Below are 26,588 nucleotides of genomic sequence, written 5' to 3' on the forward strand. Positions count from 1 at the left end.
ACGACAATGGCTACAATTAATGACAGCATCGCGATTAGAGTATAGCTGCAACATTGGGTTAACGTTTAACAAACTTGCTGTAAATAAGCGCAAACATAAAGATCACGGTCGTGCAGCCAACTAACATGACTACTAACATAAATAATCCGATACCTGCCCAGGCATTATAAAAAGCTGCTGTAGCAAAGGAACTTAAGAATACGATTCCGGTCAGTATCGCACTTAGTATGGCTGGAAAGTATGTTTTATTGGATGCAGAATGGTAATATACGGTTAACAAGCTGAACAATAGTACATAGAGACCTGACATTGTTATCGCGTTTACTAATTTATCAGCAATAGCTCCTGGCTGAATGTCGTTGCTGGATTCAGGTAGATCCAGTTCTACGGGGGTTGCATCCTCGCCATCATAAGAGATAGTCATGATCTGGTAGGCTGACGGTTCACTAGGCCAGTTGGTTTCCGCGAGAAAAGCAATTCGGGTTTTATCATTATCATGAAAAAAGGATGGGGATGTAACAGATGCGTTGTAGTCTGTCAGTCTTTTTGAATCCCCGTTAGAAATATCCATTAAAAAGAGCTCATACTGAAAGGTACCGTTCTCTGATTTATCTGCTACAGCCGTATAAGCTAATCGATTCTCGTCAGGTGAAAGAACAGGATGATAGATACCGTCTGACGTGTGTTCTTGCAAAAATAGGCTTTCTGTTCCATTATCTATGTTATAAGAGAATAGCTGCTGTTTCCCATCGTGAAAGGCGGTATAATAAAGGGTCGTTCCATCATCAGAAATGGAAAGTTCGGTCATAGCAAAAGCATCTTTATCTGTCAGTTTTTGAGGTTGACTGCCATTTATATTTACCGAATATAAATCTGCTCCATTCTCCTGTTCTCCCTCAGGTTTTAGAAAATCGTCAGAGGGCATGGCGACGTAATACACCTTACTGCCATCAGGAGAAATGGCGGCACTGAACACATGGGTAGCCGCTTTTGTAAGCTGTATGGTTTTATCCTTATCTAGGTCAGGTCTGTAATACATTGTTTGAACCCCGTCACTATTGGAAGCTACATATAACAAACCTTCGCCGTCTGGTGAGAACAGTGGCTTGCGATGATCTTCTTCTTCTGGATCTGTTATTCTCTCTACATTCTTACTTTCTATATCCCCTTTGTAAATGGCTTCATTTCCGTTCATATAGTATGAAAAAGCTAGGGTTGTATCGTCCGGTGAGATAGAAATAGAATCGCCTAATCCAGTGTAGTACTCATATGGATCGTTTTCATTCATAATGCTGTATACGACAGAAGCAATGAAAAGGAAAGCAACAATGCCGGTGATACTTAACAGAATGCGATTGTTTTTCAAAGGATCCCCTCCCCCTTCTTTCTGGGTAATATTTTACAGGAAAACAAGGGAGGAAAGGAAGGTAGGTGGCTGTTAGATTGATGAAAAAGTGGAATGATTGTAAGCTGCCCTTATATCAAGTATAATTTCACAGTTACATGATTATTGAAAGAATAGGGGAATATAAATGACGGTGCAACCTTATAATAAAACATTAATGGCTGCTCTGCTGCTCGCGGGTGCATTTATTGCGATTTTAAATCAGACGCTTATGATAACAGCTATTCCTCCAATTATGGATGAAATGAATATTTCAGCGAATACAGCTCAATGGCTAACTACTGTCTTTATGCTTGTCAACGGGGTCATGATTCCCATCACTGCATTTTTGATTGAACGGTTTACAACACGTCAGCTGTTTATGACGGCAATGAGTGTATTCGCTGTCGGAACAGTTGCAGGAGGGACTGCCCCAAATTTCGGCTTATTGTTAGTAGGAAGAATTATTCAATCAGCTGGAGCAGGGATTATGCTGCCACTCATGCAGACGGTTTTCCTGTTAATTTTCCCTTTCAATAAACGAGGAGCAGCGATGGGCTACATCGGGCTCGTTATCTCTTTTGCGCCAGCTATTGGCCCGACTTTATCCGGCTGGGTGACGTCTCATTATTCGTGGAGATTTTTATTTTTACTTATTTTACCTTTAGCTATTTTACTTATCTTTATTGCTTATTTCATATTAAGGAATGTCACAGAACTTACGTATCCAAAACTTGATATTCCATCGATTATCTTATCTTCTGTCGGCTTTGGCGGACTTTTGTTTGGCTTCTCAAGTGCCGGCAACTATGGATGGGATAGCGGAAGGACTATTGCTATTCTCGCAGTTGGAGCGCTAAGTTTGGCCGTCTTTATATTGCGGCAATTGCGCATGCGGCATCCGATGTTGGAATTCAGGGTGTTTAAATACAAAATATTTACTATTGGAACAGTAATTGGCATGATTACATTCCTTGGTTTGATTGGATCGGAAACCTTAATCCCGCTTTATATGCAGAACATGAGAGATTTCACAGCGATGGAATCCGGGCTCGTTCTTCTTCCCGGCGCTATTATTTCTGGATTAATGTCTCCGATTACAGGGCGGATTTTTGACCGAATTGGAGCTCGCTTGTTGGCACTTGTTGGTTTGCTTATTATGACTGGCGCAACCTTGGTCTTTGGCTTCCTGGGCACAACAACGACGTTATCGTTCCTGATTATCGCTTATGCTGTTCGCATGTTCGGGTTTTCGATGGTAATGATGCCGGTGACGACAGCCAGTTTGAATCAATTGCCACAAAAATTGATTCCACATGGTACGGCTATGAATAATACGATGCGGCAAATCGCAGCATCTGTTGGGACCGCGATCCTCGTAACGATTATGACAATGACGGCACAAAACGCCCAGCAAACCCCGTCGATCTCAAATCCTGACATTTATGGCGTAAACGTTGCTTTTCTAGTGATTGCTGTTTTATCGATTATTGGGATTATCTTATCTATTTTTGTTAAACGAACCTATCCACCTAGTGATGAAGCATATGAAGCTGTGGAAACCGAATATGGAAAGAACAAAGAGGGAAATATGTGAAGTTATAGAGCTGGCTCAAAAAGTCCGGTAAAAATGACGCTTCAAACCAAAGCAGCGGATGGCTAGGAATCATAAGGATCCTACCCCTATTTGCGACAAACGAACCTATCCGTTCCTACACGGAGATAATTTCAAACGCTTACCTATTGCTGACATTTGTCCAATAAATGCATGCAGGAATTGGGTTATTATAAACCTTTAAGAGTTTTAATGGGGGAGGGTAGTAATGACAAATAAAAAGGGGCTTTACTACCTTTCAGTCTGCCCTTTGGAACATTGGCGGTTAACGGGCTTTCCCGTCTAATAAATCATTATACATCAATAGAAGGCTCTATACCCGTACTCTAAAATAATCAGGCGCTTTTGTTGAAGAATGACTTTATTTAACAATGTGTTGCCAATGTGATGGGAGTTCTTCGGTTTTTAAGTGGTCAAATTTTGTGAGTTCCACTTTTGAACTGTTAATTTTAAAAGTCATTTTGTCCGCTCCAACTGAAATATGTGGACCGACTACAGGAATAACCTTAAGTGTTATTGTGAACCTAAAACCTCGGAAATGATTTCTTTCCGTATTCTTAACATAAACCATGTAGGGATAAACATCTGGACTTTCAGTAAGTATGGATGTATACGTTTTATTTATCCGTTTTTGAACACGGGGAAGAAGCATTGAAATAACGATGTCGTGGTACAGTAGCGCCTGTGACGGTTCATCAGTATTTATGTCTTCTGCCAAAGAACTAAAAGGTTGTAATGTCATTGAAATTCCAAGTGTTAAACAAATGGCAATAATGGTTTTTTTCATTTCGTCGTTCGTTCCTTTCACATGTTTTAAATTTAGGATGTCCCTCTCAGAAAAGTTTATGTGTGGAAGAATAATGCTTCCGGAAATGGGCGCGTTGAGGTTCTGGGGACAGTCCCCACCCTTTAAAAATGTTTATAATAAATTTAATATTTTCCATTTATTCTAAAGTGCCAAACCTTTTATGTTAAAATAAGTGTTAGATACTATGCCATTAACGGGCCAGTTAATTGAATAACACTTAGGAATTAAAGGGAGAGAAGGCACTGGGGACAGTCCCCCCTTTCTAGAAAAATGGACGCTTTCCAAGAATTCAATCGATTCGGGAAGAGTTACTACAAGCTAATACTATTATACGAAGTGGAAGTTCATTTTTGAATTTCGAGATCATTCCCACTCAGTTTTTCCGTTAATCCGTTTATTTTTTAAAGGGCATTGATATTAAAGGCGTGTGTAACAAACGAGCGCGCTATTCGAATAAGTGCGTCCTTCTGAATAGGGTAAAATTGCTGTAACGTTTATTGAATTAACGTACAGGGAAGTGGAGGTAACTAGGAGGAATTTAATTGAGTAGCAAAGATTCCAAAAAGAAAAGGTCAGAAAATCCTATTGTTTCATTTTTTAATTATATTACCGATGGTTGCTTATTATTTGGGTGTCTAACTCCAATCATTTTTATAGCAGTACCAAGCACCATTTGGATTGTCTGGTAACATAAGTTTTCTCTAATAGAATTAACACCCAATCGTGAAGAACAGGACCAGTTAATGGAATAATTTGTGAAAAGGTGATTGAATGGACTTCCATACTATCCTGCTTATTATACATATCATTGCGGGTAGTTTTTGCTTATTGACAGGAGCCGTCAATTTTTCGGTCAAGAAAGAAAAAGGTTATCATACGAGGATTGGAGAATGGTATCATAGCGGCTACTTTGTCGTTTTCATAACCTCTGTTGGAATGGCGATCATTAATTGGTCAGAAAGCGCCTATCTATTCTACATTGCCATTTTTTCTTATGGTTTAGCTCTTTTTGGATATCTGGCAAGAAAGATGCGTTGGAGAGGTTGGTTGCCGATGCATATAGGGGGAATGGCGGGATCCTATATTGGGATTGTTACGGCGGTTTTGGTCGTTAATGGTGCGGATATTCCATTGATCAATCATATTCCTTCCCTCTTGTTATGGTTTATCCCTACGATTATTGGCACTCCTATTATTTCTATGGTGAATAAGCGTTACAGCACTTATGTAGAATAAAAAAGGATCGGATAGTAACACAATATATATCGGATATCTAATCGGTTATAATAAATTCAAACAGATTTGTTTTTGTCGTGTGATGATAACTATGGAGGTAAAAACCATGTCAAAATTGATGAAGGCTGCAAAACTGCTGAACCATCCTAAAGTGAAAAAAGCGGTTAAAGAAAAAGGTGTACCGATCATCAAAAAAGAAATGGCAAAGAGGAAGAATCGATTGAAGTAAATTGTCGTAGATTTCGTTCACCATGTTTTACCGAAAAAACGTTTCATTCTAAAGCTGGGAGGAAAGGGTTGGTATTTCAGGGAAGAATGCTGTTCTGTCATAACTGTGCCCGCTATTACTTTGACCTTAGTTTTTTTCGTATTATTTCCTTTTATAAGTCAATAATACGGACAAACACATGTTACGTAATGAAAGGAGTGCCTCGATTGAGTCAGCAGGAGATGAAAGAGACTGTGGAGAACATTATAGATGACAATGCTGTTGGCACGATGGCGACAGTTAAACAGAACAAGCCGCATTCAAGATATATGACCTTTGTTCGAAAGGATTTAAAACTGTATACCGCAACCAGCTCGGAAACGCATAAAGCTGAGGAAATAAAAGAAAACCCATACACCCACATCTTGTTGGGCTATGAAGGCGAAGGATTTGGCGATGAATATGTGGAATATGAAGGAAAAGCTGATATAAACAACTCGTCTGATTTGAAAAATGAATTGTGGAATTCTTATATGGAAAATTGGTTTAATGGGCCGGATGATCCGAATTACATCGTACTGGAAATATCACCGATCAGCATAAGAATCATGAACAAAACAGGTGCTGAACCAAAAGTATTGGAACTTTAACAGGAACCGTGGAGCTTTTATGATACGATATTTTGAAATGACCCATGGTTTCATCGGCATAAGTGGAGCAAGGCATTCGCTTAAAGGAAAGCGAATGCCAAGTTATCCAGGGCATTACAGGGTGATTCCCTTTTTCGTCAAGGTTTTTAATGCATTTCTGCAACTATTTCTGATTGTGTTCCGGTTCTCCTCCGTCTTCAAACAGCATTCGCCACTAAGCTTGCCAAACTAGTAACCTATTGTCGCACGTATAAATAACGTCAATGTCAGGCAATCTGGAACAGAAAGGGTGACAGCATGCCGGGGATGAAAGACGACATTATTTTAAGAGGCCTTAAAGACAATAATCTCAAAAATATAGATTTAAATATATCAAAAGGAACGATTAATGTATTAACGGGTGTTTCAGGATCGGGAAAGAGTTCGGTCGCTTTCGACACGTTGGCAACAGAAAGCAGACGGCAAATGACTCTGAACTATCCACACTATGTCAGGTATCAAATGCCGCGATACGAAAGGCCCCATGCCGATCTGATGCAGAACTTAAGTCCGGTTGTCGTCGTAGAACAACGGCCTGCAGGCGGTCATTCCCGTTCAACCGTCGGTACCTATATGGATATCGATCCATTAATCAGGCTATTGTTTTCACGAATAGGCGATCCCCCGATCGGAAAGGCGACGGACTTTTCGAGTGAGAGTTCTTTTGGCAGCTGTCCGGAGTGTAGTGGCTTTGGACGCGTGATTGCACCGGATCCTGATAAATTGCTCGATCATAATAAATCACTCCGGGACTATGCTGTGCAATTTAAACCCTTATCGCCCGCAGGATGGCAAGGATGGTGGATGGTGACCGGCGGATTATTTGATCCGGATAAACCGATAAAGGACTATTCCGAGGATGACTACCGCTTATTCGTGTATGGTCCCCCGGAAGGTGAACGTGTTTTTGCCCCGTTTCACACGAAAAAGGGCCCCCAGGATCATGAGTGGGACGGGCTATTGCCAAGATTCAAGCGTTTGTATATCAATCGTGATGTCACAAAGCTAAAACAAGTGTCCCAGGATGATGTTTTGGCGGTATCCACACATTTTCTGTGTCCAACGTGCGACGGCTCAGGGCTCCATCCAGACGTGCTGGAATGCAAAATAAATGGATTAAATATCTTGGAATATGGCCAGTTAGAAATGACAGAAACATTGAATGAGCTGGAAAAGATACCGGATACACTGGGTGCGTCTATCGCACGGCAGATCATACCACATATTAAACAACTTCTTAACATGGGACTGGGGTATCTGAGTTTATCAAGAAAAATGGGGACATTGTCCGGCGGAGAAGCTCAAAGGGTCAAAATTGCCCGCCATTTAGGGAGCAGTCTGAACAATATGACGTACATTTTCGATGAACCCACCGCAGGCCTTCACCCAGAAGAAGTGGATATGTTAATCCAAATGCTAAAAGGCATCAAACATGACCATAATACTGTCGTCGTCATCGAACACGACTTATCCGTCATTAAAGCAGCAGATGAGATCATAGAAATGGGGCCGGGACCAGGCGCTGACGGAGGAGACGTTGTTTTTCAAGGACCATCAACAGCCCTCAACGATTCTCCCGCTGCCACAACCTTGGACCACCATGGAAACATAAATGACCATCCGAGAGATATCCACAGTTGGTTTACCATAGAGCAAGCCAATCACAACAATTTAAAAAATGTCAGCGTCAGCATCCCTGAACATGGCCTTGTCACTGTTTGTGGAGTTTCCGGATCAGGCAAGAGTTCGTTGATACTGGAAGCTTTTCCTGAAAATTATCCGGAAACCATAATGGTGAGCCAAGCCCCCATAGGCATTTCAAGCCGTTCGACACTGGCGACATATATGGGAATCATGGACAACATTCGATCTATATTTGCGAAAAAGACAGGACAGCCGGCTGGTCTGTTCAGCTTTAACTCTTTGGGAGCATGTCCCGTCTGCAACGGAAAAGGTGTCACTACACCGGATGTAGCCTTTGCAGATCCGGTAAGCATTCGGTGTGAGGCATGTGGCGGTACGCGCTATTCAGATGAGGCGCTGTCTTATCGCTATAAGGGTAAAAATATAGTGGAGATTTTGGAATTAACGATCGATGAAACGTTGAACTATTTTGAGATGCCAAAGATTATAAACCAAGCGGATACACTAAAAGACGTCGGGTTGGGGTATTTAACATTGGGACAGACGACAAGCTCGCTCAGTGGTGGAGAAGTTCAGCGTCTCAAACTCGCCAGCCACTTAAAAAAAGAAGGACAAATCTATTTGTTGGACGAGCCATCCCTGGGGCTGCACGCGAAAGATAACGCAACCCTTCTGGATGTGTTTCAAACCCTTGTCGACAAAGGCAATTCCGTTGTGATCGTTGAACATAACCTGGATTTTATAGCAGCGAGCGACTGGGTGATCGAATTGGGACCAGGAGGCGGAAAAAATGGCGGGCATGTCCTATTTGAAGGAACGCCCCAAGAAATGTTGAAAGCCGAAACCATAACAGCAAAATGGCTTAAAGCAGATGTTTTGTAACGGATGATGTTAGCCTGACAAGATCGATGTGACAAAATGAGTTTATGATCATAAAGGAGCATTCGAATGTCGCGAAAAATTTTTTATTCTGGGTTAGTTCAATTGGAAAAATCGGTTCCAACAAATTTACAAGCATTTGCTGATTATGACGCGGATGGCGTTGAATTGTTTTTGGATGGACCGCAATGGAATAATAAACAAGCAGGCTTTTCTTCTGTGAAGGAACACTTGAATCAGTATCCTTTTACATACAGTGTGCACGGTCCGATGTTCGATTTGAACCTTGCCAGTGAGAATGCAGCTGTCAGACAAACCTCATTAAATGAACTAAAGCAAGCGATTGAAATCGCAGCAGACATACAAGCGCATCATGTGATTATTGATCCGGGTGTTTGCCTCTATCGTATTTTTGATAAACACAAAGCACAAATGCGGGCCATCGAAGCCATTATGGAATTGCAGCAGCATGCCAAAAAATATGGGCAGCCGATTGCCATTGAAAATACCGGGCATAATGGCACAGAGCTTTTTGACCAGGAGGCGTTTTGCAATCTGTTGGACCATTTCCCTGACAACGACATGCTTGGACTCGTTTTGGATACAGGGCATGCCCATTTGAATCACTGGAATATCCCTGAAGTGATCCATAACGCAAAAGATCATCTGCTCGCGATCCACTTGAACGATAACGACGCCGTGACAGATAACCATTTAGCTATTGGCGACGGTACTATTGACTGGAAACCTGTTTTTCAAGCCCTTCAACATGTGCCGGACAAGTGCCGGTTCATTTTGGAATATAACATGATTATGCCTTATCGCAAGCTTCGGGAAGGAAGGGAATTATTGCGGGAATATGTGTAGCATGTCGTATTACGTCACAGATACCTGTCGCTTCAAATCAATAGCACTAGAGACAACAAATAAAATAGCATATAAATAACAGTGCTAATGATTGTCATGGTTAATTATGCAGCCAGCAAAGGGTATACAAAATTTTTATCAGGACTGGTGGATTTCCGAAAGAAGAGCGTGTTGGCGTTCAAACGGATCCCAATAAGCAAAATAGTTTTGGAAAAGAAACGACGTTAGGGTCCTCCATTGATGTCCTGGCGTTTCATATGGCGCTGATATTGGGTGGCAGTGGTCTTGCATACGCTCTTCTTGAACTGGTTACATATTTCAATGTCCCTTTCATTTCGAATGTGCCTATTTGGGCGTACAGAATCTGTTGAAATCGCGCGGGCTCTGGTCGATAAACTCGAGATCTGGTTGATATTACTCGCAATCCGGTCGATAAAATCAAAATCTGGTTGAAATCGTGCACGATCCGGTCGATAAAATCAAAATCTGGTTGAAATCGTGCACGATCCGGTCGATAAATTCAAAATCCGGTTGAAACCGCGCGCGGTCCGGTTGATAAAATCAAAATCTGGTCGAAATCGCGCGCTCAGGCACTGGGGACCGCCCCCCTATCGTTCAAATAATGACGACAGCCCCCTGCCAGTGACCTTTATGTCGTGATGCGGTTGGTGCCACCTTAGTAGTCGCAGAATTCGAACACTGCCATGTCCACAATGTCCCGGTTATCGATGTTTAAAACTTTCTTTTTTCCAGCACATTATGATTTTTGTCCAAAATTTTGACCATGCTTGGACGGTTGTCTTGTGCCATTTGTTCAGCTGCTGCGATGGCATCATCTTTTAATTCATATTCTTCTTCAGGGGCAACGTCTTCCAATTTAACAAACCACGTCATGACTTCATTGCTTGGTGCAACACTATACATATTCATTATTAACAAATCTCCTTTAATACAACGTTCTAGTGTGATCATTTCACGTTAATGGTTATCTGAAACATAGCAACAGATGGACAGATCTTTATCTATTCAACACGTTTCAACATATTGTTGGAGGGTATAATGGAATAAGGAAGGACCATGAATCAGAGGAGGACGGGAAATGACCTCATTGACGATAGGACTGATTCCTTCTCCAGACGTGCCCGCAAACATTGTTGAAAAATTGACCGGTCAGCTGGTGAACGATTTGCAGAACCAGGTTAGTCAGGATATAGACTGGCAGATTGAAACAACGGTGGATCCGCTGGCGGGTGCCGCTGAATATATAAATGATGTTCTTGAAAAGGCTGTCCGTATCAAAAAGCAGCACGATTGGGACTATGCGATTTGCCTGACCGACTTGCCAAGCTTTTCGGGCCGTAAAGTGGTAACGACTGATGTGAGCATCCAGCGCGGGACAGCACTTATGTCCTTGCCATCGTTTGGCGCTTTTCCGCTCAAAAAAAGAATCCGAAAGGCGCTGACGTTCATTATTGAGTTTCTATATCACAATGGACAAGGAGATCAATCAAAAAAAACGGCATCATCGATCAAACGGCTTAAACGGCGTTTTTTATTATCCAAAATAAGACGGGTGATTCCCCAAGAAGGCGCCAGCACAGATACGCGCTTCATTTTGCAATCACGACTGTTTGGCTGGATGCGGGTGTTATCCGGCATGACGTTTGCCAACCGGCCATGGCTGGCACTTGCCTCATTTAAAAAAGTGCTGACTTTGGCGTTTGCAACTGGGACGTATATATCCATTTTTTCCACCCCGTGGCAGTTAAGTGTCGCTTATTCTCCGCTGCGATTTATCGTCCTGATGCTTCTGTCCATGGTGGGGATGGTTACATGGATCATTTTTGCCCATAATTTGTGGGAAAAATCCTCGTCAAAAGGACAAAACCAGTATCGGATACTGTATAATATCACGACAGTTCTGACACTGACGAGCATTGCCGTCATTCATTATGTCGTGCTGTATGCTGCGTTTATGCTGAGTATTTCGCTGTTCGTGCCACAAAATTTGTTTGAGGCATGGACAAAGGTAAATGCTGACGACTCGATTCAATATTTTATGCGTCTTGCCTGGCTGACAACGTCCCTTGGGATGCTGGCAGGAGCAGTCGGGGCAACGGCTGAAAAGGAGGAGAATATCCGCCATATTACCTATTCCTATCGGCAGTTGACACGTTACTACGAGATCGAACAAGACAACCCAGAGTCAGAAAGCAGTGGCAGGGAAGACAGTCAGCAGAAATCATATGAAGGCACCCAGCAAAGCCACAGAGAGGAAGGTGCGCAATGAGACAGCACGTTAACATCGGTTTAATTGCAGCGCCCGAGCTTGCCGACGAACTGGCTCAAGACCTGGTGAAAACACTGCCGGAAACTTTGAAGACGTGTATTTCCAATGACACAGAGTGGGACGTGGAGGCACGTGTGGATTCGTTGACCGGAGCGGCTGAATCAGTCGTTGACATATTTTCTGAAGCAGCGGCCTATCGGGAAACAAAGCCGTGGGACTATATTATCAGTCTGACGGATTTACCGGTTTTTCATGAAAAGAACGTCGTTGCGGTAGACATCAATGAAGACAAAAGTGTCGGCCTTATTTCCATTCCTGCGTTTGGCTGGATGCCTGTTTTGAAACGAATCCAAACAGCCGTTATACAAACCGTTGATCAAATGCTGCATACAACAGAATCGCAAGGAGCAGATTCGACAAGTAATGGTGAGAAACAGGATGATATCGTTTCCTCTGAACGATTGTGGGGACAGTTTCCGATATCCCCCGTCCAAAAGGTTCGGACATGGATGAGGGAGACAGGGAATAAGCACACCCGCTATATCGTCACACCACGTATGAATGGAAGCCTCCGCTTATTGTCGGGGATGACGTTTGCCAACAAACCATTCAAAATGATGTCCAGTCTGACCAGTGTGATTGCCATTGCGTTCACAACCGGAACATTTGGTATGATTTTTACAACGATGTGGCAGTTGAGTCATTTGTTCTCAACGTTACGTCTGACCGAGATAACTTTAGTGGCGATTATCGGCATGATGCTATGGGTGATTATTGCTCATGGTCTCTGGGAACCCCCTTCAACGTTCAACCATAGACGCGTTCGGCGACTGTACAATTTTACAACGGTCACGACGTTGCTGATTGCCATTACCGTCTATTATGCCGTCATATTTCTGCTATTTTTTGGCACGTCGCTTGTGTTTATCCCACCGGGTTTTTTGACGGAAACATTATCGTTCGAGACGACGGCAGGCGTTACCGAATACTTGAGGATTGCCTGGTTTGCCTCGTCCATCTCAACAGTCGCCGGTGCCATTGGAGCTGGCCTGGAAAATGAAGAGCTCGTTCTCAGTACCACCTATGGGTACAGGCAAAACCGACGGTACCAGCAAATCCATTATAGGTAGTGCTCTTTATACCGCTAACGGGCAAAGCCTGCCCCGTTCCGGTCGATAAACTCAGAAACCGGTTGATATTACGCGCGTTCCGGTTGATAAATTTAGAATCCGGTTGAAATCCCGCGCGCTCCGGTTGATAAACTCAGAATCCGGTTGAAATCCCGCGCGTTCCGGTTGATAAACTTAGAATCCGGTTGAAATCCCGCGCGTTCCGGTCGATAAACTTAGAATCTGGTTGATATTACGCGCACTCCGGTCGATAAATTCAGAATCCGGTTGAAATCGCCCGCGATCCGGTTGATAAATTCGAAATCTGGTTGAAATCTGTCCCGATCGGATTTTAGACACTAAAACGGACATGCACTGGGGGCAGACCTCCCATCGTGGTTGACAGCCCCCAACGGCCCATCACAGGTCAAAAGCGTCTGCCAACAACTCATAGGAGCGCACTTTGGCATCAAAATCATAGATGTTGGTGATAATCATAAACTCGTCCGTCTGATAAACGTCACTCAGCCGCTCCAATTCCGCTTTCACCTGTTCAGGCGTGCCAATGACAGCTCTCCGGCGATTTTGTCTAATGATATCAAGCTCTTCGTCCCGGTAAGTGCGCTTGTTGACTTCTTCTATCGATGGGACCTTTAAATCGGACCCTTTGCCAACGTTGATCAGCCACTTATCCTGACTAATGGCCAGTTCTTTTGCATCTTCTTCCGTATCGGCGCAAACGACGAAAATACAGACTGCCCGGGCAGGCTTATCAAAATCGGGTGACGGCTGAAATTGGTCTTGATAGGCATCCATGGCAGTCTCCCCCTTGTCGGGATTGATAAAATGGCCGAACATAAAACCTGCTCCCAGCTCCCCTGCATTGGCAGCCCCTCGTTCCGACAGCCCGAGCACCCACATCGGCGGAACTGTAGCCGTTCTTGGTGCGGCTTTAACCAGACGGTAAGGATGGTCCTTAGGAAGTGAATTATGTAAAAATCCCTGTAATTCCCGTAATTGGCGGGGGAATTCTGTCATGCTTCTGTTAAAGCCATCCATAATTGCCATTCGTGTATCATGCGATCCTCCTGGTGATCGTCCGATTCCAAGATCGATTCGGCCCGGGAACATTGCCTCCAGCATTTTGAAATTTTCCGCTACTTTATATGGACTGTACTGCGGCAGCAAAACACCTCCGGAACCAACGCGTATTGTTGTGGTACAAGAAGCAATCCGGGTAATCAGTATTTCCGGCGATACACTGGCAAGGCCGTTGGTATTATGATGCTCAGCCACCCAATAGCGGGTATAGCCGAGGTCTTCTGTTATTTGTGCCAGCTTCACTGTATGATTCAACGCTGTTTCGGCATCATCTCCGCGCGAAATCGGTGACTGATCCAGTACACTCAGTTTCATGATGCGATAACTCCCTTCCCGTTCAGTCTGCATCCATTATGACTGTTCTGTTGCATCAATAACAGCTAAACGCAACAAATGAATTTCACGTATAACTTCCTCAACCATTTTATTTTGATTAAAAAATACTGCAACCAAACAACACCTTGATCGTCTCAACACTAGCGTTACAATAGAAAGAGGAAAGCATGAGTCATTTTTACAGGGGGCGCACATCATTGGAGAAGGATGCCGGAGACCAGGAACAAATTATCGAATGGTATGACATGTACAGCCTGTCGCTATTCAAATATATTTTGAAAATGATCCATGATGCCCAGCAGGCTGAGGATCTGCTGCAGGATACATTCATTAAAGCGTATACATATCTCATGAGAGGGAAAGACGTGGATTATCCCAAAACGTTTTTATATCGCACCGCCCATAATTTAACCATTGACCACATCCGCAAGCATAAACCCATTCGTATGATCAAAGATTTTTTTAATAACAGGGAAGACCCCGGTCCATCTGTTGAAGACGTGATCGAAATTCAGGAATCATCTCAAGAGCTGTTTGATGCCTTATACTCACTGAAGGCCAACTACCGCCAAGTGATCATTCTGCGGCGCGTGGAAGAATTCTCTGTCAAGGACACAGCCGAGATTCTTGGCTGGACCGAAAGCAAAGTCAAGTCAACCCTGTTCCGTGGCTTGCAGAAGCTTGAAGAAAAACTCCAGAAAGGGGATGTCGGTGATGGACAATCATAACAAAATGGATGAGCAACTGCGCAATCTGGATAAAGACATTCAATGGAGCCCCCGAGGACAGCAGCGTGTACGGCGCAGAGTTATCCATAACATGAATCAGACCACACACCCACTCCGTTCGCTTTTTAAAAAATGGCTCATTCCGACGTTTTCAATTTTGTTGTTTGCCGCCATCATCACAACCCTTGTACTCAGTGAAGTGACCGATCAGAAAATAGCTGATGACTCTGGGCAAAATGGGCAACATTCCACCCATATCGTATCGGGGGATGATCAAGAGAACGCGTCTGATGAAAATGACAACAACGATCAGAATCATTCAAAACCGGACCATTCCACCCAGCATCGTCACAATAACAATGGTGGGGAAAAGCCGGCGACAAACGAATCAAATAAAACCGATTCCGCACAATCAGATGATACCGAATCCCAGAAACAGACATTGACACAAGATGACATTCTGGCTGTTGTGAAGCGACAAATGGATACAGATCTAAATATTTCACTGCCCTCAACATTGCCGCTTAATGACGGGAACCATTTAACAGCAACTACCAGCTCTGATGCAACAAGCTATAACGTGACCTTTTACGAGCATACCGAGCCGATTCCAATCAATAACAAGCTTCTCTTCAGTGACAAGAATCCGGCTCATGTCATTGCCCGCTTAAGGGTTCAGCAATACGACAATCAGGCAAAAGCCGATGAAGCCATCGGTCATGAAATTTTTAGCGAATCCGGTGGCAAAGAGGTGGATCTTGGCCCTGGAACAACCGGTTATCAGGACGGGGCAGCCGGCAGTTTGTTTACCAGCTGGAATGTAGGACGTTGGGCACTGTCAGTCAAAACCAGCACGAATAACTCGGAAACTGGTCTGGCATATGCAAGAAAAACCGTTCAATATCTTAATGAAAAAGCACTGCCCATCCCGAAACCGCATGGCTTTGCCCATCTTGACCCCGAAAATAACAGCACCCGAATTAAATGGCAAAAAGGGAAAACAGTGTATACCATCGATCAAACGAATGATCCAGACACATCCTTAACCATTGCAGTTCAATTTAAATAAGTACAAAGGAGTTTTAAACAAATGAAAAACAATCATCTACTTGTATTCATGATTTTAGCAGCCGTATTGGTTTTATCCACCGCTTGTGGCAACTCATCTGACGCATCAAATGACGCGGAAGACGCTCAGTCAGAAAACCAGCATTCAACTCAAAAGGCCAGCGACGACCAATCCAAGACAAATGCCGTTAAAAATGCCGTAAACGATAATGACACCGATACGAATACCAATGATACCAACAGCAACGAGTCAAACAATAAACCAGATGAGGAAAAAGGCACATCCGCCAATAACACAAAAGGAAAGAAACAAGCATACCTTAAGCAATTAAATGAAACAGAAAACGAAATGAAAAAACAGCAAAACAATTTGGAAGACAATTCGACATACGCCCTGAAAGCAGTCGCAGGAAACAGATCTGACGCCTGGGACGACCATCTGAATGACATTTACGACACGTTAGAAAAACAACTGTCCACCGAACAGATGGACCAATTAAGACAAGAACAGCGCGAATGGATTTCCAATAGAAATGAGCAGGCTAAAGAAGCGTCGTTAAAATACGAAGGCGGTACACAGGAACAATTGGAATATGTAACCGTGCAAGCCAATATCACAAAAGACAGATGTTTTGAATTAGTTGAAGATTATATGAAATAAGAAGCATTGAGCATTTAATACAGCGGATCGAATTGATTAAAAGCCATCTCTCATCATCACAAACATCAAACGTCCGTGACAACGGAACAGAGAGACAACAAATCGACAGTTTTGAAAAAGAAATAAAGACCTTTAAAAACCAATGACTGTCGATATGGTTTCTTGGGCCACATTGTTGAATAAAATATGGCTCTTGAAAAGTATCAATAGCTATTATACAATGTACAGTACTAAATATTAAATACTAAATGAGTTGATAACACGATGAACCCACAGTTTAAAAAAGGTGTATTGACACTTTGTGTTTTAAATTTGCTTCAAACTGTAGACCAGTATGGCTACGATCTGATTAAACAAATTGGATCCAACCTTCCCATATCTGAAGGGACTCTGTATCCTATTCTTCGTAGGTTGAAAAAGGATGGTTACTTGACAACCTATTTAGTGGAGTCAGAACAGGGGCCGTCAAGAAAGTATTATAAGCTGACAAAAAAAGGGGATCAATACGCCCGCGATTTAAAAAATGAATGGGAGCTACTTGTTCAAAGTGTTGAAAAGATCGTCGGCAAAGGTGAGGAAAGACAAAATGACTAAAAATGAATTTTTTCAAGAGTTAGAAAGGTACTTAGATGATATTCCATACACAGAATACCAAGATATTGTAAGAGATTTTGAAGAACACTTTCACATGGCTTATAGTGAAGGAAAAAGTGACCATCAAGTTACTAAAGAACTGGGAGATCCCAAAATGGTAGCGCAATCACTAAAACCTGAATACACAGGAAAGATGGTTAACATCAAGCGTACAGCGGAAATCGTATTAAGTGTTATCGGTCTGATCATTGATGTTATCACTGGGATTTTTGGCTTTTTGTTGATTTACCCTGAAAGCAATCATCAAATTCGTCAACGAATGGCTGACGCTATGCAAGCAGGTACATCATTAAGTTCGGCTCAAATCAATGAATCTTTGGATACATTAGGCCATGCGGGTATGATGTTGCTTATAGCCTCCGTGATTGGTATTATTCTTGCTATTATTTCAATCGTATTCCTAAAGGGGAACAAAAAGCCGAAACTGGGAGGCTGGTTGTTGATTATCGCAGCCGTTTTGAGTTTTGTTGTTTCGCAAGCTACATTTTTTGGCGCCATCTTTTTATTGATCGGTGGCATTATAGCACTTGTGCGAAAATCAAAGGATTTGGAGCCAGTGGCAGTTAAGTAGGGTTGGACATTATGGATTGGAGGGTTTAATGATGCGTTTCGGAGGAGGTCCAATACTCAAGACAATTATAGCTGTTGCTGCTGTTATTGGGTTTATTGGATGGGCCTTTTTTGGTTGGGAATTTTAGAAAAAGTTTAATCAAATTAAGGAGAAATTATGATACGGTTTGGCGTTCTTTTATTACCAACAGCGATCTTATTGTTTGTTTTATCAAACGCAATATCTTTTTTTATAATCAATATAAGGGTTAGTCTTATTCTTTTTATAAGCTCGATTGTGATTGGCGTTATAGGTTTTCTGTTAATTTTTATTGGTGTTTTGCGAGATCGAATTCAGGAAAAAAGGAGAGAAAATCAAGATGATCTTAGTAAATACTGAGTCCATACCGGGTTGTGAAATCACGGAAGTTAAGGGTATCGCCAAAGGAAATGTCGTACGTGCCAAGAATGTTGGGAAGGACCTTGTTTCCAGCTTTAGAAATGTCGTAGGGGGCGAAATGACAGAATATACGGAATTAATGACGGATTCCCGCCAAAGAGCAATGCAACGAATGGTTGAAGATGCCGAAAGTCAAGAAGCCGATGCCGTAGTTAATGTTCGCTTTGAAACGTCTCAAATTTCGAGCGGGGCAGCAGAGCTTTTGGCTTATGGAACGGCGGTCACTATTAAAGAAAATTAAATCACCAAACAACGACTAAGTATTTTCTGACTTATGGGCAATCGAGGCCCTGGAGATAGTCCCCATCGCTGAATCATTCAGCGGATTCAGTAATTTATTCAGTCGGTTTTGGAATTATTCCGGTCACTTTAAACCATAATTCGGTCGCTTTAATTAATGATTCGGTCACTTTAATTAATAATTCAGTCTTTAACACCCATTTTCCATTGGGAATGCCACTGCCAGGCACCATGAGTCCATTTTGTTCTATATAGTTAGAGAATCATAAAGCAATGATCGAGAAGGGAGACTATGACAGGAAAATCCAAAATAGCTATAAAAAGGAGGAAAATGAATTGAAAAGAAGGTTCAGCACTTTAATATTAATCACTTTATTTGCTTTTGTATTAAGTGCTTGTGATAGCAACAGCGATACGAATACTATTTCAAGTACCGATTTATCAAAAATGGAAAACGCGATTCTTCATACAACTTCAGATGATTCATTTGTCTTTAATTTCAATATAGACAACAAATACAATGAAATGTCAGTGAAGATAGAGAAATACAAAAAAGGAGAACTGGTCGATGATACATTAAACCAGTTATCATTAGAGGTTAGTGATGGTAAGGGGACGATTATTATTGCGTCTCAGAAAGATAGTGATGAGGTAAATCACCCTACTTTTAATATTGGCATCAGCAGTGGCGGTAATACAGGGTCGACGATTGTCTCGGATAATGACGTAAATAATAAAAAGGGGACTGTGGCAAGCTTTCAAGAAAATGATATACCTATAGAAGACGAAGAAGCAGTATTGGCAGGGATTGTTATGTCCAAAAGCGAAAATACGTCAATGTCCTTTCAATCAAACTTTTACAAAGACTCTAGTGAAATGAAAAAATATGATGTTGTTTATTTGTTTAAAGCTAAACCTATAAAATGAACGTTTATACGATATTTCTTCATCAAACGGGGCAGTTGTTGAATAAACACTGTACCTGAATCGCTTGTTTAGACATCATGACTATACATAACTGGTTCATTCATTAAACGGGCGCATTTCAGAATAAACTTCGTTGCAGCACTGGGTATTTAGGGGAGTTCGATTTGAAAAAAATTTTGACCTTACATTTATTTATATTAACTGTTTGTGTTTTGAGTTCATGCAGTCATGCTGAAAAAACTCAACACATAGAGGTCTTTGTTACAGAGACATCAGAACAGAATGCTGAGGGTTTTTCTGAAACAACTGGTTACAAGAAGGTGAATTCAATAACCAATATTGAAGAAAGTACAAATGATATAAAAACCGATATTAAAGCGGTTGAAGATTATTATGATACCGAAAGAAATTACATAAGGACGGAAATAATTCACTCAAATTATAATAAATCTTACAATACCAAAGCAGAAGATGGTGACGATCTTAAGAAGGTAATACATAAACCGTCAACAATCCTGATTCCAGATAAAAATATAGAACATTTCAAATTAGATGATATGACTAAGGAAGAGAAAGAAAAAGTGAAAGAACACGTATTGAATTTGATGGATATGGTTGAAAATTAACAGGAATGGCTAAGCAGGTTTATGCAGGAGGAAGATTATGTCTTATAATGCTTTTTTATTCGCTATTATCGCAGGTGTTTTAACCTTTATTCTGATGAATGCACTTCATCCTATAAATCCTATCATAATAACCAATATTTTATTAGGGTTAATAGTGGGGACATTGATAGACAACAAAAAATCTTAACTTCACGGACCTGATTACCTGATTGCGTCAGTATCGAAGAACCATATTGTCGCATAAAAGTTGGGGAGGCGATGAGAATGAAAAATACAAACATAGGACTGATTTTGTTTTTATCGGGTGCCATTATTTATGGTGCGGCTTTAATAGCTGCATCCGTTTATTCTCAAACGTTAGTAGGTACTGACGGCCAAGGTTGGGATGGAAGATACGGAGTTTTTGGAACTGCCCTGAGAGAAATGGGTATTATCCCGATAGTCATAGCCATTGTGTTAGGGGTAATAGGTATAATTCTTATCATTCCGGGTACTAAATGGTGGCAAAAACAAAAGAAAGAGATTAATAAAAGGAATAGAGAGTTTGAGGCAGAAAAAAATAAAGAAATGAAAAGGTGAGAATGAAGAGGAATAATCACAAGGAAAGGGCTCCTGTCTTGAATTAGTTGGGTGCCTTAATTTTGTGACATCATTGAATGGAATGACTTATTTTGGAATAATTGGTACTAAGCAATAAATCAATGAACTTTATTATTGGAAATACGAAGGAAAAAGGCAAGCAGCTAAAATGTGGAATGGATCTTATATTCCAGAGAAGAAGACAAAAGAGCCATATAAGGAAATATAACTGAAGGGGATGAATCTATGTTTCGTAAAAGGAAAGAGAAAAGATGGGAGATTTATAAAGAAAAAATGAAGGAGACGGCCGATGAGCTTGAATTGGAAGATTGATTCCAGGAATTGATGATATCGACTATTGTAAAAGAAGAACAAAGACGGCCTCGTCATGAATTGGCCCGCTGGATGGATAAATGGCAAGATGAAGGACAGTTGCCTCAGGATTTCGCAAATGAGGATATGCTTTTGGATATATACCGGAATCACACAGACTGGGTTGAAGATAGCGTACAATTTCATATAAACGTTAGGGAAGCGGACGGTGAAACGTTTGAGTCCTTAATTCAGCATACAGGAGAACCGGTTACGTCTTTTCCGCTTGAAGCTCAAAAAGCCTATCTTGCTCTGTGGGGAGAAATCCTCAATGTCGTTGCTCAAACGGTTGGGTTTGACCAGGCTGGTTCCAGTTTTTAGAATGTTAATGTATACTGTTCCGGCTTCGAACATGTATCTATAAGGAAGGGAGAGAGTATTGCGAACGGGCTCGATTCCCATGGGCGCTACCATCCTCTCCCGGCTCCTCAAGCATAAAATCAATGAAAATAGGTCAGGCAGTCCAATGACTATCTGAACAGATTAATAGTTTATTAGAAAGAGCGTTTTTAATCATCCGCTTCTTGTAGGTCTCCTAGTTTTTGCTCTAATTTTGATTCAGCGACCACATTAATGTGGTTGTTTCCCCATTCTTTAAGCATTTCTAATGCTGGTTTAAGATCTTCGCCATAGGCTGTCAACGAATATTCAACTCTCGGTGGAATTTCATTGTAAGCTACACGGTTTACCAATTGATCTTCTTCCAGTTCTCGAAGTTGTTGGGTAAGCATTTTTTGTGTGATTGCAGGAATTTCCTTCTTCAATTCCCCGAAACGTAGCGTCTGATCCATTAGTAGACACAAAATCACCCCTTTCCATTTTCCACATACAACATCTAAAGTTACCTCAATGGGATGATTGTATTTAATTCTAATTTCCATTTATTTTGCCTCCCAATAGTATCTTTTTAGTAACTATAATACTTTAAAGTGCCTACTTGCTAAAGGAATTTTAATATAATTATACTTATTATAGTATTAAAAAACATATATTTAATCATATCATGCTTTTCAAAATAACAGGGCTTATCTAAGTTTTTTCTTATCCTTTATTTTGTTGAATGGCGGTAATGCAAACCAAGGGGAGGTTAGTTGAATATCAAAACTAAAATCTTTTACAACTATAAAAGTCAATTGCTCTATAAGCTTTTAGGATATGGGGCCCGTTGGGATAATACTCAGGACGTTATGTTTTTATTATGTGAATGGCAGTCAGGAGAAACATATTCTGTTCCAGATTACATTTTTCAGATGGATTTTATTCAGATTGATAGGAGTTACTTTAAAGAACAACTTGAGCGAGAAGGGTGGTCAGAATTTAGTATAAAAAGATTTTATAAGGATTACTTACAGGCTATACACCATGTAAGTTCATGACTCTTAAAAATCACATAGACAGGAGGATTATGATGCGAAATCGTAATTACTTTCAATTTATACGAATCAGTACCGGACTAGCTATTATACTTACATTAATGCTGATGCAGGGAGCTGTCCATCATCCAACGTCAGCTGAAAAGGAAAATCGCACCACCAATGCTAATGTGGACAAGTCTTTGACACATGAACGCATCGTTGCATTGACTGGGCGATTCCGGGATTTGCTCGTACCGAAGATTGATGAGACCAATAAAGTTGTAAAGTATGATACGTTGGACGAATTTAAAAAGGCTTTTGAAACAGTATCGACTAGGAAAGTAGCCTCAAAATATGTGGATTATTATTTCTATGAACAAACGGACGGACTTTACGTGAAACCGACGGAAACACCACCATGGTTTCATGAACAAGAGGACTATGAAATGATACGGAAGAATACTGAAAAAGTGGAAATCAGCCAGACGAATCAAACCGATTTATATGGAACTTACACCATAAAGATTGAATTCACCTATGATAATCAGTGGAAAATAACCGGCGTTAGTTATTAATCACGCAATGAAACGGAAAGCAGTTGAAAACATGCACATATTCAAAGACTTCTATCGTCATAAAGTAAAATTACCATTTGGTCGTCATAATCAGGCCAATTATATGGAATGAACGCTTGTGTTTTAATTAAAACATGCAAGGGAATGGAGGAACTGTGCATCATAACAACAATTAAGGTGTGATGTGAAGATGCTTTGGCTAAAATTAGTTGGTTTATTTATCCTGTGGTTGCTCGGTACTTCTTTCCAAATTGGTGGCGGCTTGAACCACATTTTATAAAGAACGTGTTACACATTAGAGACAATTAACAGATAGAAAGGAAGATAGCATGCTGATAAAAGATTATTTGAAACAATTGAAAAACACGACGTATGACGAACCGAAAAAAGTGTTCACCTTATATCTGAACACTGACCCTCGAGATCCTGACCAACAGGGAGATAAATGGAAAATACAATTGAAAAAAGCTTTGAATGACTTAGCTGACCGGACAAAAGACAGTGATTCGCATGAAGAAAAAAACCAAGCTAAATCAATACGCGAAAAAGTCGAAAATGACGTATATGGCAAAGAAAATGAACTAAAACGCAGTCTTATTTTATTTGCAACGTCGGATGAAGACTTGTGGTTTTCCGAGGCGCTTGATGTTCCTGTTACAACCGAATATCATTGGGACAACCAGCCTCACACGGAACAATTACAAAATCTTGTTTCCGATTATCCGCATTCAGGGGTCCTCGTTATTCAACAGGACCGGGCACAGCTGATTGAAACAGAAATCGATATGGTGCTAGACACCACCTATTATAAACTGGATATGAATACGGACGAATGGCGGCAGCATCAGGGCCCACAAGGAAGTGACTGGACCCAGGGCGGTGCCAAAAAGGATGAATATCAGGAGCGTGTTGAAGCCCATCAGCAGCGCTGGTTCAAGAGCCTGGCTGAGACGATACAGAAAAAAGGTAAACAACAAGGATGGGAACAGCTTCAACTGGTTGGTGAAAAAGAGGAGATTGAGCGACTAAAAGATTACTTTGATTGGGAAATCAATAAAATGATTCCGCGAAATTTGTTGGATCAAAACCCGAGCCAAATCTTAACTGATGTTTTTGCGGAGGAATAAGAACAGTTCAGTATATACAACCTTAATGGAACGCTAAACCTGTTTAAGAAAAAAACAAGACAGCTCTTACGAGGGCTGTCTCGTTGTATGACGGGAAAATTTCTGTAGCAACTGATCCACGGCTATCCTTTTGGTTTGTTCTTTGCTAATCGTTTAGGATCCTTTGTTCCAGGTGGTTGTTCCAGCCAATTGTGTTTAATCATGATATCTGCTCCACTTTTGGCAAGCCGAGCTACTTCAAATGCCAATCGCTCATAATTAATCATTAAGTCACTTCGTTGGCTTGTCGATGCTGACGTAGAATAATTCCCCATTCCCGCGGATATGAGCAAATCCATGTGATACATCACTAATTTATCTGAAAAGGTTTGAGTTGTGGAGTTACTTGTACCTACATTTGTCTGTCCAGATTCAATATCATCTTTCAAAAGTGTATCCGTGAAAATTTTCATATGTTTCTTTGAGATATTTTTTCCACGCAGCATGTAGTTCTGTACATCCTCAGATGGGGACGTTTGAGCAAATGCAATGCATAAGTGCATGCCTATTGAATTCGTTAAGATGTTCTGATACAAATGGGAAATTTCAACAACATTTAATGGTCGTTTATTACTGAAAGGGTTTAAGCCGCTTAAATAATTTTTACTGTCAACATAGTCCGTTTCTTTGGGAATGTTAGTATACGGGTGTTTGGCAATGACTCCCTTGGAAAGACCCGTTTCGAGTGATTGTTTATAAAGGTTACTGGTTTCATTTAACGCCTGTACAAAGTAGTTACATACATCATCCCGGTAACTCATTGAAACCAAACCGCTGTATATTAACATTCCTGTCTTTGCCATATGATTTACATACATCAAACAAAATGTGTCTGAAAAAAGCCATGGTGCATTCATATTCACATCTTGTTCTTCGCTAAACCCATTTGGAATGGCGAATTGTTCACTTTCAAAAATCGCTGTTAATGTGTCCATATGGTTCGATGATATATCATAAGCATATTGTACAACGGATTTTATATCTTCATCTTGAATGTGCATCAACATAAAACCCAAAATACACTTTGACATGCTGTCATTCATATACCCATTCCAAAGAGAACCAATTTCTGCGGATGTTAGGGGGATATTCCTTTCATTCACCTTATTCATTATGCAACCTCCTTGAGAACATGTGGGGTAAGTAAGCCATAACGTCCCAAGTTCCGATGACTTTCGGACATGTTATATTCCTCCATCACGCTCATTGTCCCTTAGCATGACCTAAATTCGCCGTTTTATTAATACTTGTATTTGATTCTTATTGTGACATCTGTCCCTATTCAATAAAATCGCACAACAAAATTGGTGCATCATCTGATAAAATAAGACATATCAGTACCATTTGTAACGATGACGTCTGAAAGGAGCCGAAAAGTTGTAATGTAAAAAGTAAAGGCAAATATAAAAAACAACTAAGGCGAGGGTACAAACAATATTATGAATCGTAATTGTAACCTGGTTAAAACCATTTTATCTTCCATCAAATTTAAAAATATCTTTTTCATTTTGGCAGGTTCCGCTATTTATGCTTTTGGCGTTGTCAATTTGAATATTCAAAATGATCTTTCCGAAGGGGGTCTAACAGGCCTAACTCTGATTTTATTTGCCCTGTTTAACATAGATCCGGGCCTGAGCAATATTTTGATTAACGTTCCCCTGTTTTTAATTGGATGGCGACTCTTGGGACATCATATGCTTATCTATACAATTATTGGAACAGCTTCCTTTTCCTTTTTTCTTTCGTTTTTCCGGCACTATTTTATGTTTGATATTATGCTGAAAGATGATATGATCCTTGCCGCCCTGTTTGCGGCAGTGTTTAAAGGGGTTGGTGTAGGAGTTATTTTTCGGTATGGTGGAACCACGGGAGGCACGGACATCGCAGCGAGAATTGGGAATAAGTTTTTTGGTTGGAGTATGGGGAAAACTTTGTTCGTTATTGATTTTATGGTTATCTCGTCATCGCTCGTTTATCTCAATTACCGTGAAGCGATGTACACAATTGTCAGCGTATTTATTGCTTCCCGTGTCATAGATATTATCCAGCAAGGCGCCTATACTGCAAAAGGTGCAACGATTATCTCTGAGAAAAACGATGTTATCGCAAGTAATCTCGCCTATGACATGAACCGGGGTGTAACACTGTGGAAAGGCATAGGAGGTTACACAGGAGATCATAAAGAGATCTTGTACTGTGTAGTGAACCGCAATGAAATATTTCGACTGAAAAATACGGTTAATCATATCGACCCAAGTGCATTTATAGCAGTAAATGACGTCCACGAGGTGTCCGTTCAAGGATATTCGCTGGATGAACACAAAAATCTATGGAATATTGATGGAAAAAACCAATGAAATGCCATTGCCAGGCACACAAACCATTCATGTGTATGTGCCTGGCAGAGCGACCGGGCTTAGGTCGTAACATATAGTGGGTGGGATGCCCGCCGAGTAAGAGTT

The 26,588-nt window shown here is 41.1% G+C and carries 29 protein-coding genes; 23 read left to right on the top strand and 6 right to left on the bottom strand.

What is annotated here, in order from left to right; translation table 11 throughout:
* Window positions 1–58: 58 nt before the first annotated feature.
* Window positions 59–1,366: a TolB family protein gene (locus tag ABDZ72_RS08805; protein ID WP_343752441.1), complete on the bottom strand. Its 1,308-nt coding sequence runs from the start codon at window positions 1,364–1,366 to the stop codon at window positions 59–61.
* A gap of 166 nt (window positions 1,367–1,532) precedes the next feature.
* On the opposite strand from ABDZ72_RS08805, the gene ABDZ72_RS08810 reads away from it, so the two are divergent.
* Window positions 1,533–2,981 (top strand): DHA2 family efflux MFS transporter permease subunit, encoded by a 1,449-nt coding sequence (locus ABDZ72_RS08810; RefSeq protein WP_343752442.1) that lies wholly within the window; start codon window positions 1,533–1,535, stop codon window positions 2,979–2,981.
* Window positions 2,982–3,360: 379 nt separating this feature from the next.
* Here ABDZ72_RS08810 and ABDZ72_RS08815 read toward each other — a convergent pair whose 3' ends face one another.
* Window positions 3,361–3,786 carry a DUF3888 domain-containing protein gene (locus ABDZ72_RS08815; RefSeq protein ID WP_343752443.1) on the bottom strand — a complete coding sequence of 142 codons (426 nt, stop codon included), beginning with the start codon at window positions 3,784–3,786 and terminating at the stop codon, window positions 3,361–3,363.
* A gap of 792 nt (window positions 3,787–4,578) precedes the next feature.
* On the opposite strand from ABDZ72_RS08815, the gene ABDZ72_RS08820 reads away from it, so the two are divergent.
* From ABDZ72_RS08820 to ABDZ72_RS08840, 5 genes are all read left to right on the top strand, one after another.
* Window positions 4,579–5,043 (top strand): DUF2306 domain-containing protein, encoded by a 465-nt coding sequence (locus ABDZ72_RS08820; protein ID WP_343752444.1) that lies wholly within the window; start codon window positions 4,579–4,581, stop codon window positions 5,041–5,043.
* A gap of 106 nt (window positions 5,044–5,149) precedes the next feature.
* On the top strand, window positions 5,150–5,272 hold the full coding sequence (locus ABDZ72_RS08825) for a hypothetical protein (protein WP_343752445.1): 123 nt from the start codon (window positions 5,150–5,152) through the stop codon (window positions 5,270–5,272).
* 206 nt (window positions 5,273–5,478) lie between these two features.
* Window positions 5,479–5,901, top strand: a complete 423-nt coding sequence (locus ABDZ72_RS08830) for a pyridoxamine 5'-phosphate oxidase family protein (protein ID WP_343752446.1) — start codon at window positions 5,479–5,481, stop codon at window positions 5,899–5,901.
* A 297-nt stretch (window positions 5,902–6,198) separates the two neighbouring features.
* Complete coding sequence (locus ABDZ72_RS08835) at window positions 6,199–8,466, top strand: ATP-binding cassette domain-containing protein (RefSeq protein ID WP_343752447.1); 2,268 nt, start codon at window positions 6,199–6,201, stop codon at window positions 8,464–8,466.
* A 66-nt stretch (window positions 8,467–8,532) separates the two neighbouring features.
* Window positions 8,533–9,330: a sugar phosphate isomerase/epimerase family protein gene (locus ABDZ72_RS08840; protein ID WP_343752448.1), complete on the top strand. Its 798-nt coding sequence runs from the start codon at window positions 8,533–8,535 to the stop codon at window positions 9,328–9,330.
* A gap of 732 nt (window positions 9,331–10,062) precedes the next feature.
* Here ABDZ72_RS08840 and ABDZ72_RS08845 read toward each other — a convergent pair.
* Complete coding sequence (locus ABDZ72_RS08845; RefSeq protein WP_343752449.1) at window positions 10,063–10,260, bottom strand: DUF2188 domain-containing protein; 198 nt, start codon at window positions 10,258–10,260, stop codon at window positions 10,063–10,065.
* Between the two features lie 169 nt (window positions 10,261–10,429).
* Between ABDZ72_RS08845 and ABDZ72_RS08850 the strand changes: the two genes are divergently transcribed.
* Complete coding sequence (locus ABDZ72_RS08850) at window positions 10,430–11,620, top strand: hypothetical protein (RefSeq protein ID WP_343752450.1); 1,191 nt, start codon at window positions 10,430–10,432, stop codon at window positions 11,618–11,620.
* Complete coding sequence (locus tag ABDZ72_RS08855) at window positions 11,617–12,750, top strand: 5,10-methylene-tetrahydrofolate dehydrogenase (protein ID WP_343752451.1); 1,134 nt, start codon at window positions 11,617–11,619, stop codon at window positions 12,748–12,750. The genes ABDZ72_RS08850 and ABDZ72_RS08855 overlap by 4 nt, the downstream gene beginning before the upstream one ends.
* 399 nt (window positions 12,751–13,149) lie before the next feature.
* Here the strand turns inward: ABDZ72_RS08855 and ABDZ72_RS08860 are convergent, their stop codons facing one another.
* Window positions 13,150–14,148 carry an LLM class flavin-dependent oxidoreductase gene (locus tag ABDZ72_RS08860; protein ID WP_343752469.1) on the bottom strand — a complete coding sequence of 333 codons (999 nt, stop codon included), beginning with the start codon at window positions 14,146–14,148 and terminating at the stop codon, window positions 13,150–13,152.
* A 185-nt stretch (window positions 14,149–14,333) separates the two neighbouring features.
* On the opposite strand from ABDZ72_RS08860, the gene ABDZ72_RS08865 reads away from it, so the two are divergent.
* From ABDZ72_RS08865 to ABDZ72_RS08915, 11 genes are all read left to right on the top strand, one after another.
* Window positions 14,334–14,894 (top strand): RNA polymerase sigma factor, encoded by a 561-nt coding sequence (locus ABDZ72_RS08865; protein ID WP_343752452.1) that lies wholly within the window; start codon window positions 14,334–14,336, stop codon window positions 14,892–14,894.
* A complete protein-coding gene (locus ABDZ72_RS08870; RefSeq protein WP_343752453.1) occupies window positions 14,881–15,963 on the top strand; it encodes a hypothetical protein in 1,083 nt (360 codons plus the stop codon). Before ABDZ72_RS08865 ends, ABDZ72_RS08870 begins: the two co-directional genes overlap by 14 nt.
* A gap of 21 nt (window positions 15,964–15,984) precedes the next feature.
* A complete protein-coding gene (locus tag ABDZ72_RS08875; protein ID WP_343752454.1) occupies window positions 15,985–16,623 on the top strand; it encodes a lysozyme inhibitor LprI family protein in 639 nt (212 codons plus the stop codon).
* Window positions 16,624–16,887: 264 nt separating this feature from the next.
* Window positions 16,888–17,217, top strand: a complete 330-nt coding sequence (locus tag ABDZ72_RS08880) for a PadR family transcriptional regulator (protein ID WP_343752455.1) — start codon at window positions 16,888–16,890, stop codon at window positions 17,215–17,217.
* Window positions 17,210–17,848: a DUF4064 domain-containing protein gene (locus tag ABDZ72_RS08885; protein WP_343752456.1), complete on the top strand. Its 639-nt coding sequence runs from the start codon at window positions 17,210–17,212 to the stop codon at window positions 17,846–17,848. Before ABDZ72_RS08880 ends, ABDZ72_RS08885 begins: the two co-directional genes overlap by 8 nt.
* 358 nt (window positions 17,849–18,206) lie before the next feature.
* Entirely contained in the window at window positions 18,207–18,527 is a 321-nt protein-coding gene (locus tag ABDZ72_RS08890; RefSeq protein WP_343752457.1) for a YbjQ family protein, read from the top strand.
* Window positions 18,528–18,862: 335 nt separating this feature from the next.
* On the top strand, window positions 18,863–19,453 hold the full coding sequence (locus ABDZ72_RS08895) for a hypothetical protein (RefSeq protein WP_343752458.1): 591 nt from the start codon (window positions 18,863–18,865) through the stop codon (window positions 19,451–19,453).
* Window positions 19,454–19,617: 164 nt separating this feature from the next.
* Window positions 19,618–20,079, top strand: coding sequence for a hypothetical protein (locus ABDZ72_RS08900; RefSeq protein WP_343752459.1), 462 nt, complete (start codon window positions 19,618–19,620; stop codon window positions 20,077–20,079).
* Between the two features lie 37 nt (window positions 20,080–20,116).
* Entirely contained in the window at window positions 20,117–20,266 is a 150-nt protein-coding gene (locus tag ABDZ72_RS08905) for a hypothetical protein (RefSeq protein ID WP_343752460.1), read from the top strand.
* A 77-nt stretch (window positions 20,267–20,343) separates the two neighbouring features.
* On the top strand, window positions 20,344–20,658 hold the full coding sequence (locus ABDZ72_RS08910) for a phosphatase (protein WP_343752461.1): 315 nt from the start codon (window positions 20,344–20,346) through the stop codon (window positions 20,656–20,658).
* Between the two features lie 345 nt (window positions 20,659–21,003).
* Window positions 21,004–21,351, top strand: a complete 348-nt coding sequence (locus tag ABDZ72_RS08915) for a hypothetical protein (protein WP_343752462.1) — start codon at window positions 21,004–21,006, stop codon at window positions 21,349–21,351.
* Between the two features lie 188 nt (window positions 21,352–21,539).
* Here the strand turns inward: ABDZ72_RS08915 and ABDZ72_RS08920 are convergent, their stop codons facing one another.
* On the bottom strand, window positions 21,540–21,911 hold the full coding sequence (locus ABDZ72_RS08920) for a winged helix-turn-helix transcriptional regulator (protein WP_343752463.1): 372 nt from the start codon (window positions 21,909–21,911) through the stop codon (window positions 21,540–21,542).
* Between the two features lie 210 nt (window positions 21,912–22,121).
* Between ABDZ72_RS08920 and ABDZ72_RS08925 the strand changes: the two genes are divergently transcribed.
* From ABDZ72_RS08925 to ABDZ72_RS08940, 3 genes are all read left to right on the top strand, one after another.
* Window positions 22,122–22,406, top strand: a complete 285-nt coding sequence (locus ABDZ72_RS08925) for a hypothetical protein (protein WP_343752464.1) — start codon at window positions 22,122–22,124, stop codon at window positions 22,404–22,406.
* 32 nt (window positions 22,407–22,438) lie between these two features.
* Window positions 22,439–22,960 carry a hypothetical protein gene (locus ABDZ72_RS08930; protein ID WP_343752465.1) on the top strand — a complete coding sequence of 174 codons (522 nt, stop codon included), beginning with the start codon at window positions 22,439–22,441 and terminating at the stop codon, window positions 22,958–22,960.
* Between the two features lie 329 nt (window positions 22,961–23,289).
* On the top strand, window positions 23,290–24,087 hold the full coding sequence (locus tag ABDZ72_RS08940; RefSeq protein ID WP_343752467.1) for a VLRF1 family aeRF1-type release factor: 798 nt from the start codon (window positions 23,290–23,292) through the stop codon (window positions 24,085–24,087).
* Between the two features lie 122 nt (window positions 24,088–24,209).
* On the opposite strand, the gene ABDZ72_RS08945 is transcribed toward ABDZ72_RS08940, so the two are convergent.
* Complete coding sequence (locus ABDZ72_RS08945; RefSeq protein WP_343752470.1) at window positions 24,210–25,229, bottom strand: DUF3231 family protein; 1,020 nt, start codon at window positions 25,227–25,229, stop codon at window positions 24,210–24,212.
* Window positions 25,230–25,565: 336 nt separating this feature from the next.
* Between ABDZ72_RS08945 and ABDZ72_RS08950 the strand changes: the two genes are divergently transcribed.
* Window positions 25,566–26,483 carry a YitT family protein gene (locus ABDZ72_RS08950; RefSeq protein ID WP_343752468.1) on the top strand — a complete coding sequence of 306 codons (918 nt, stop codon included), beginning with the start codon at window positions 25,566–25,568 and terminating at the stop codon, window positions 26,481–26,483.
* The last annotated feature ends 105 nt before the right edge of the window (window positions 26,484–26,588 follow it).

This window comes from Lentibacillus halophilus (assembly GCF_039522485.1).
In the GTDB taxonomy this organism is placed as follows: Bacteria; Bacillota; Bacilli; order Bacillales; family Amphibacillaceae; genus Lentibacillus; species Lentibacillus halophilus.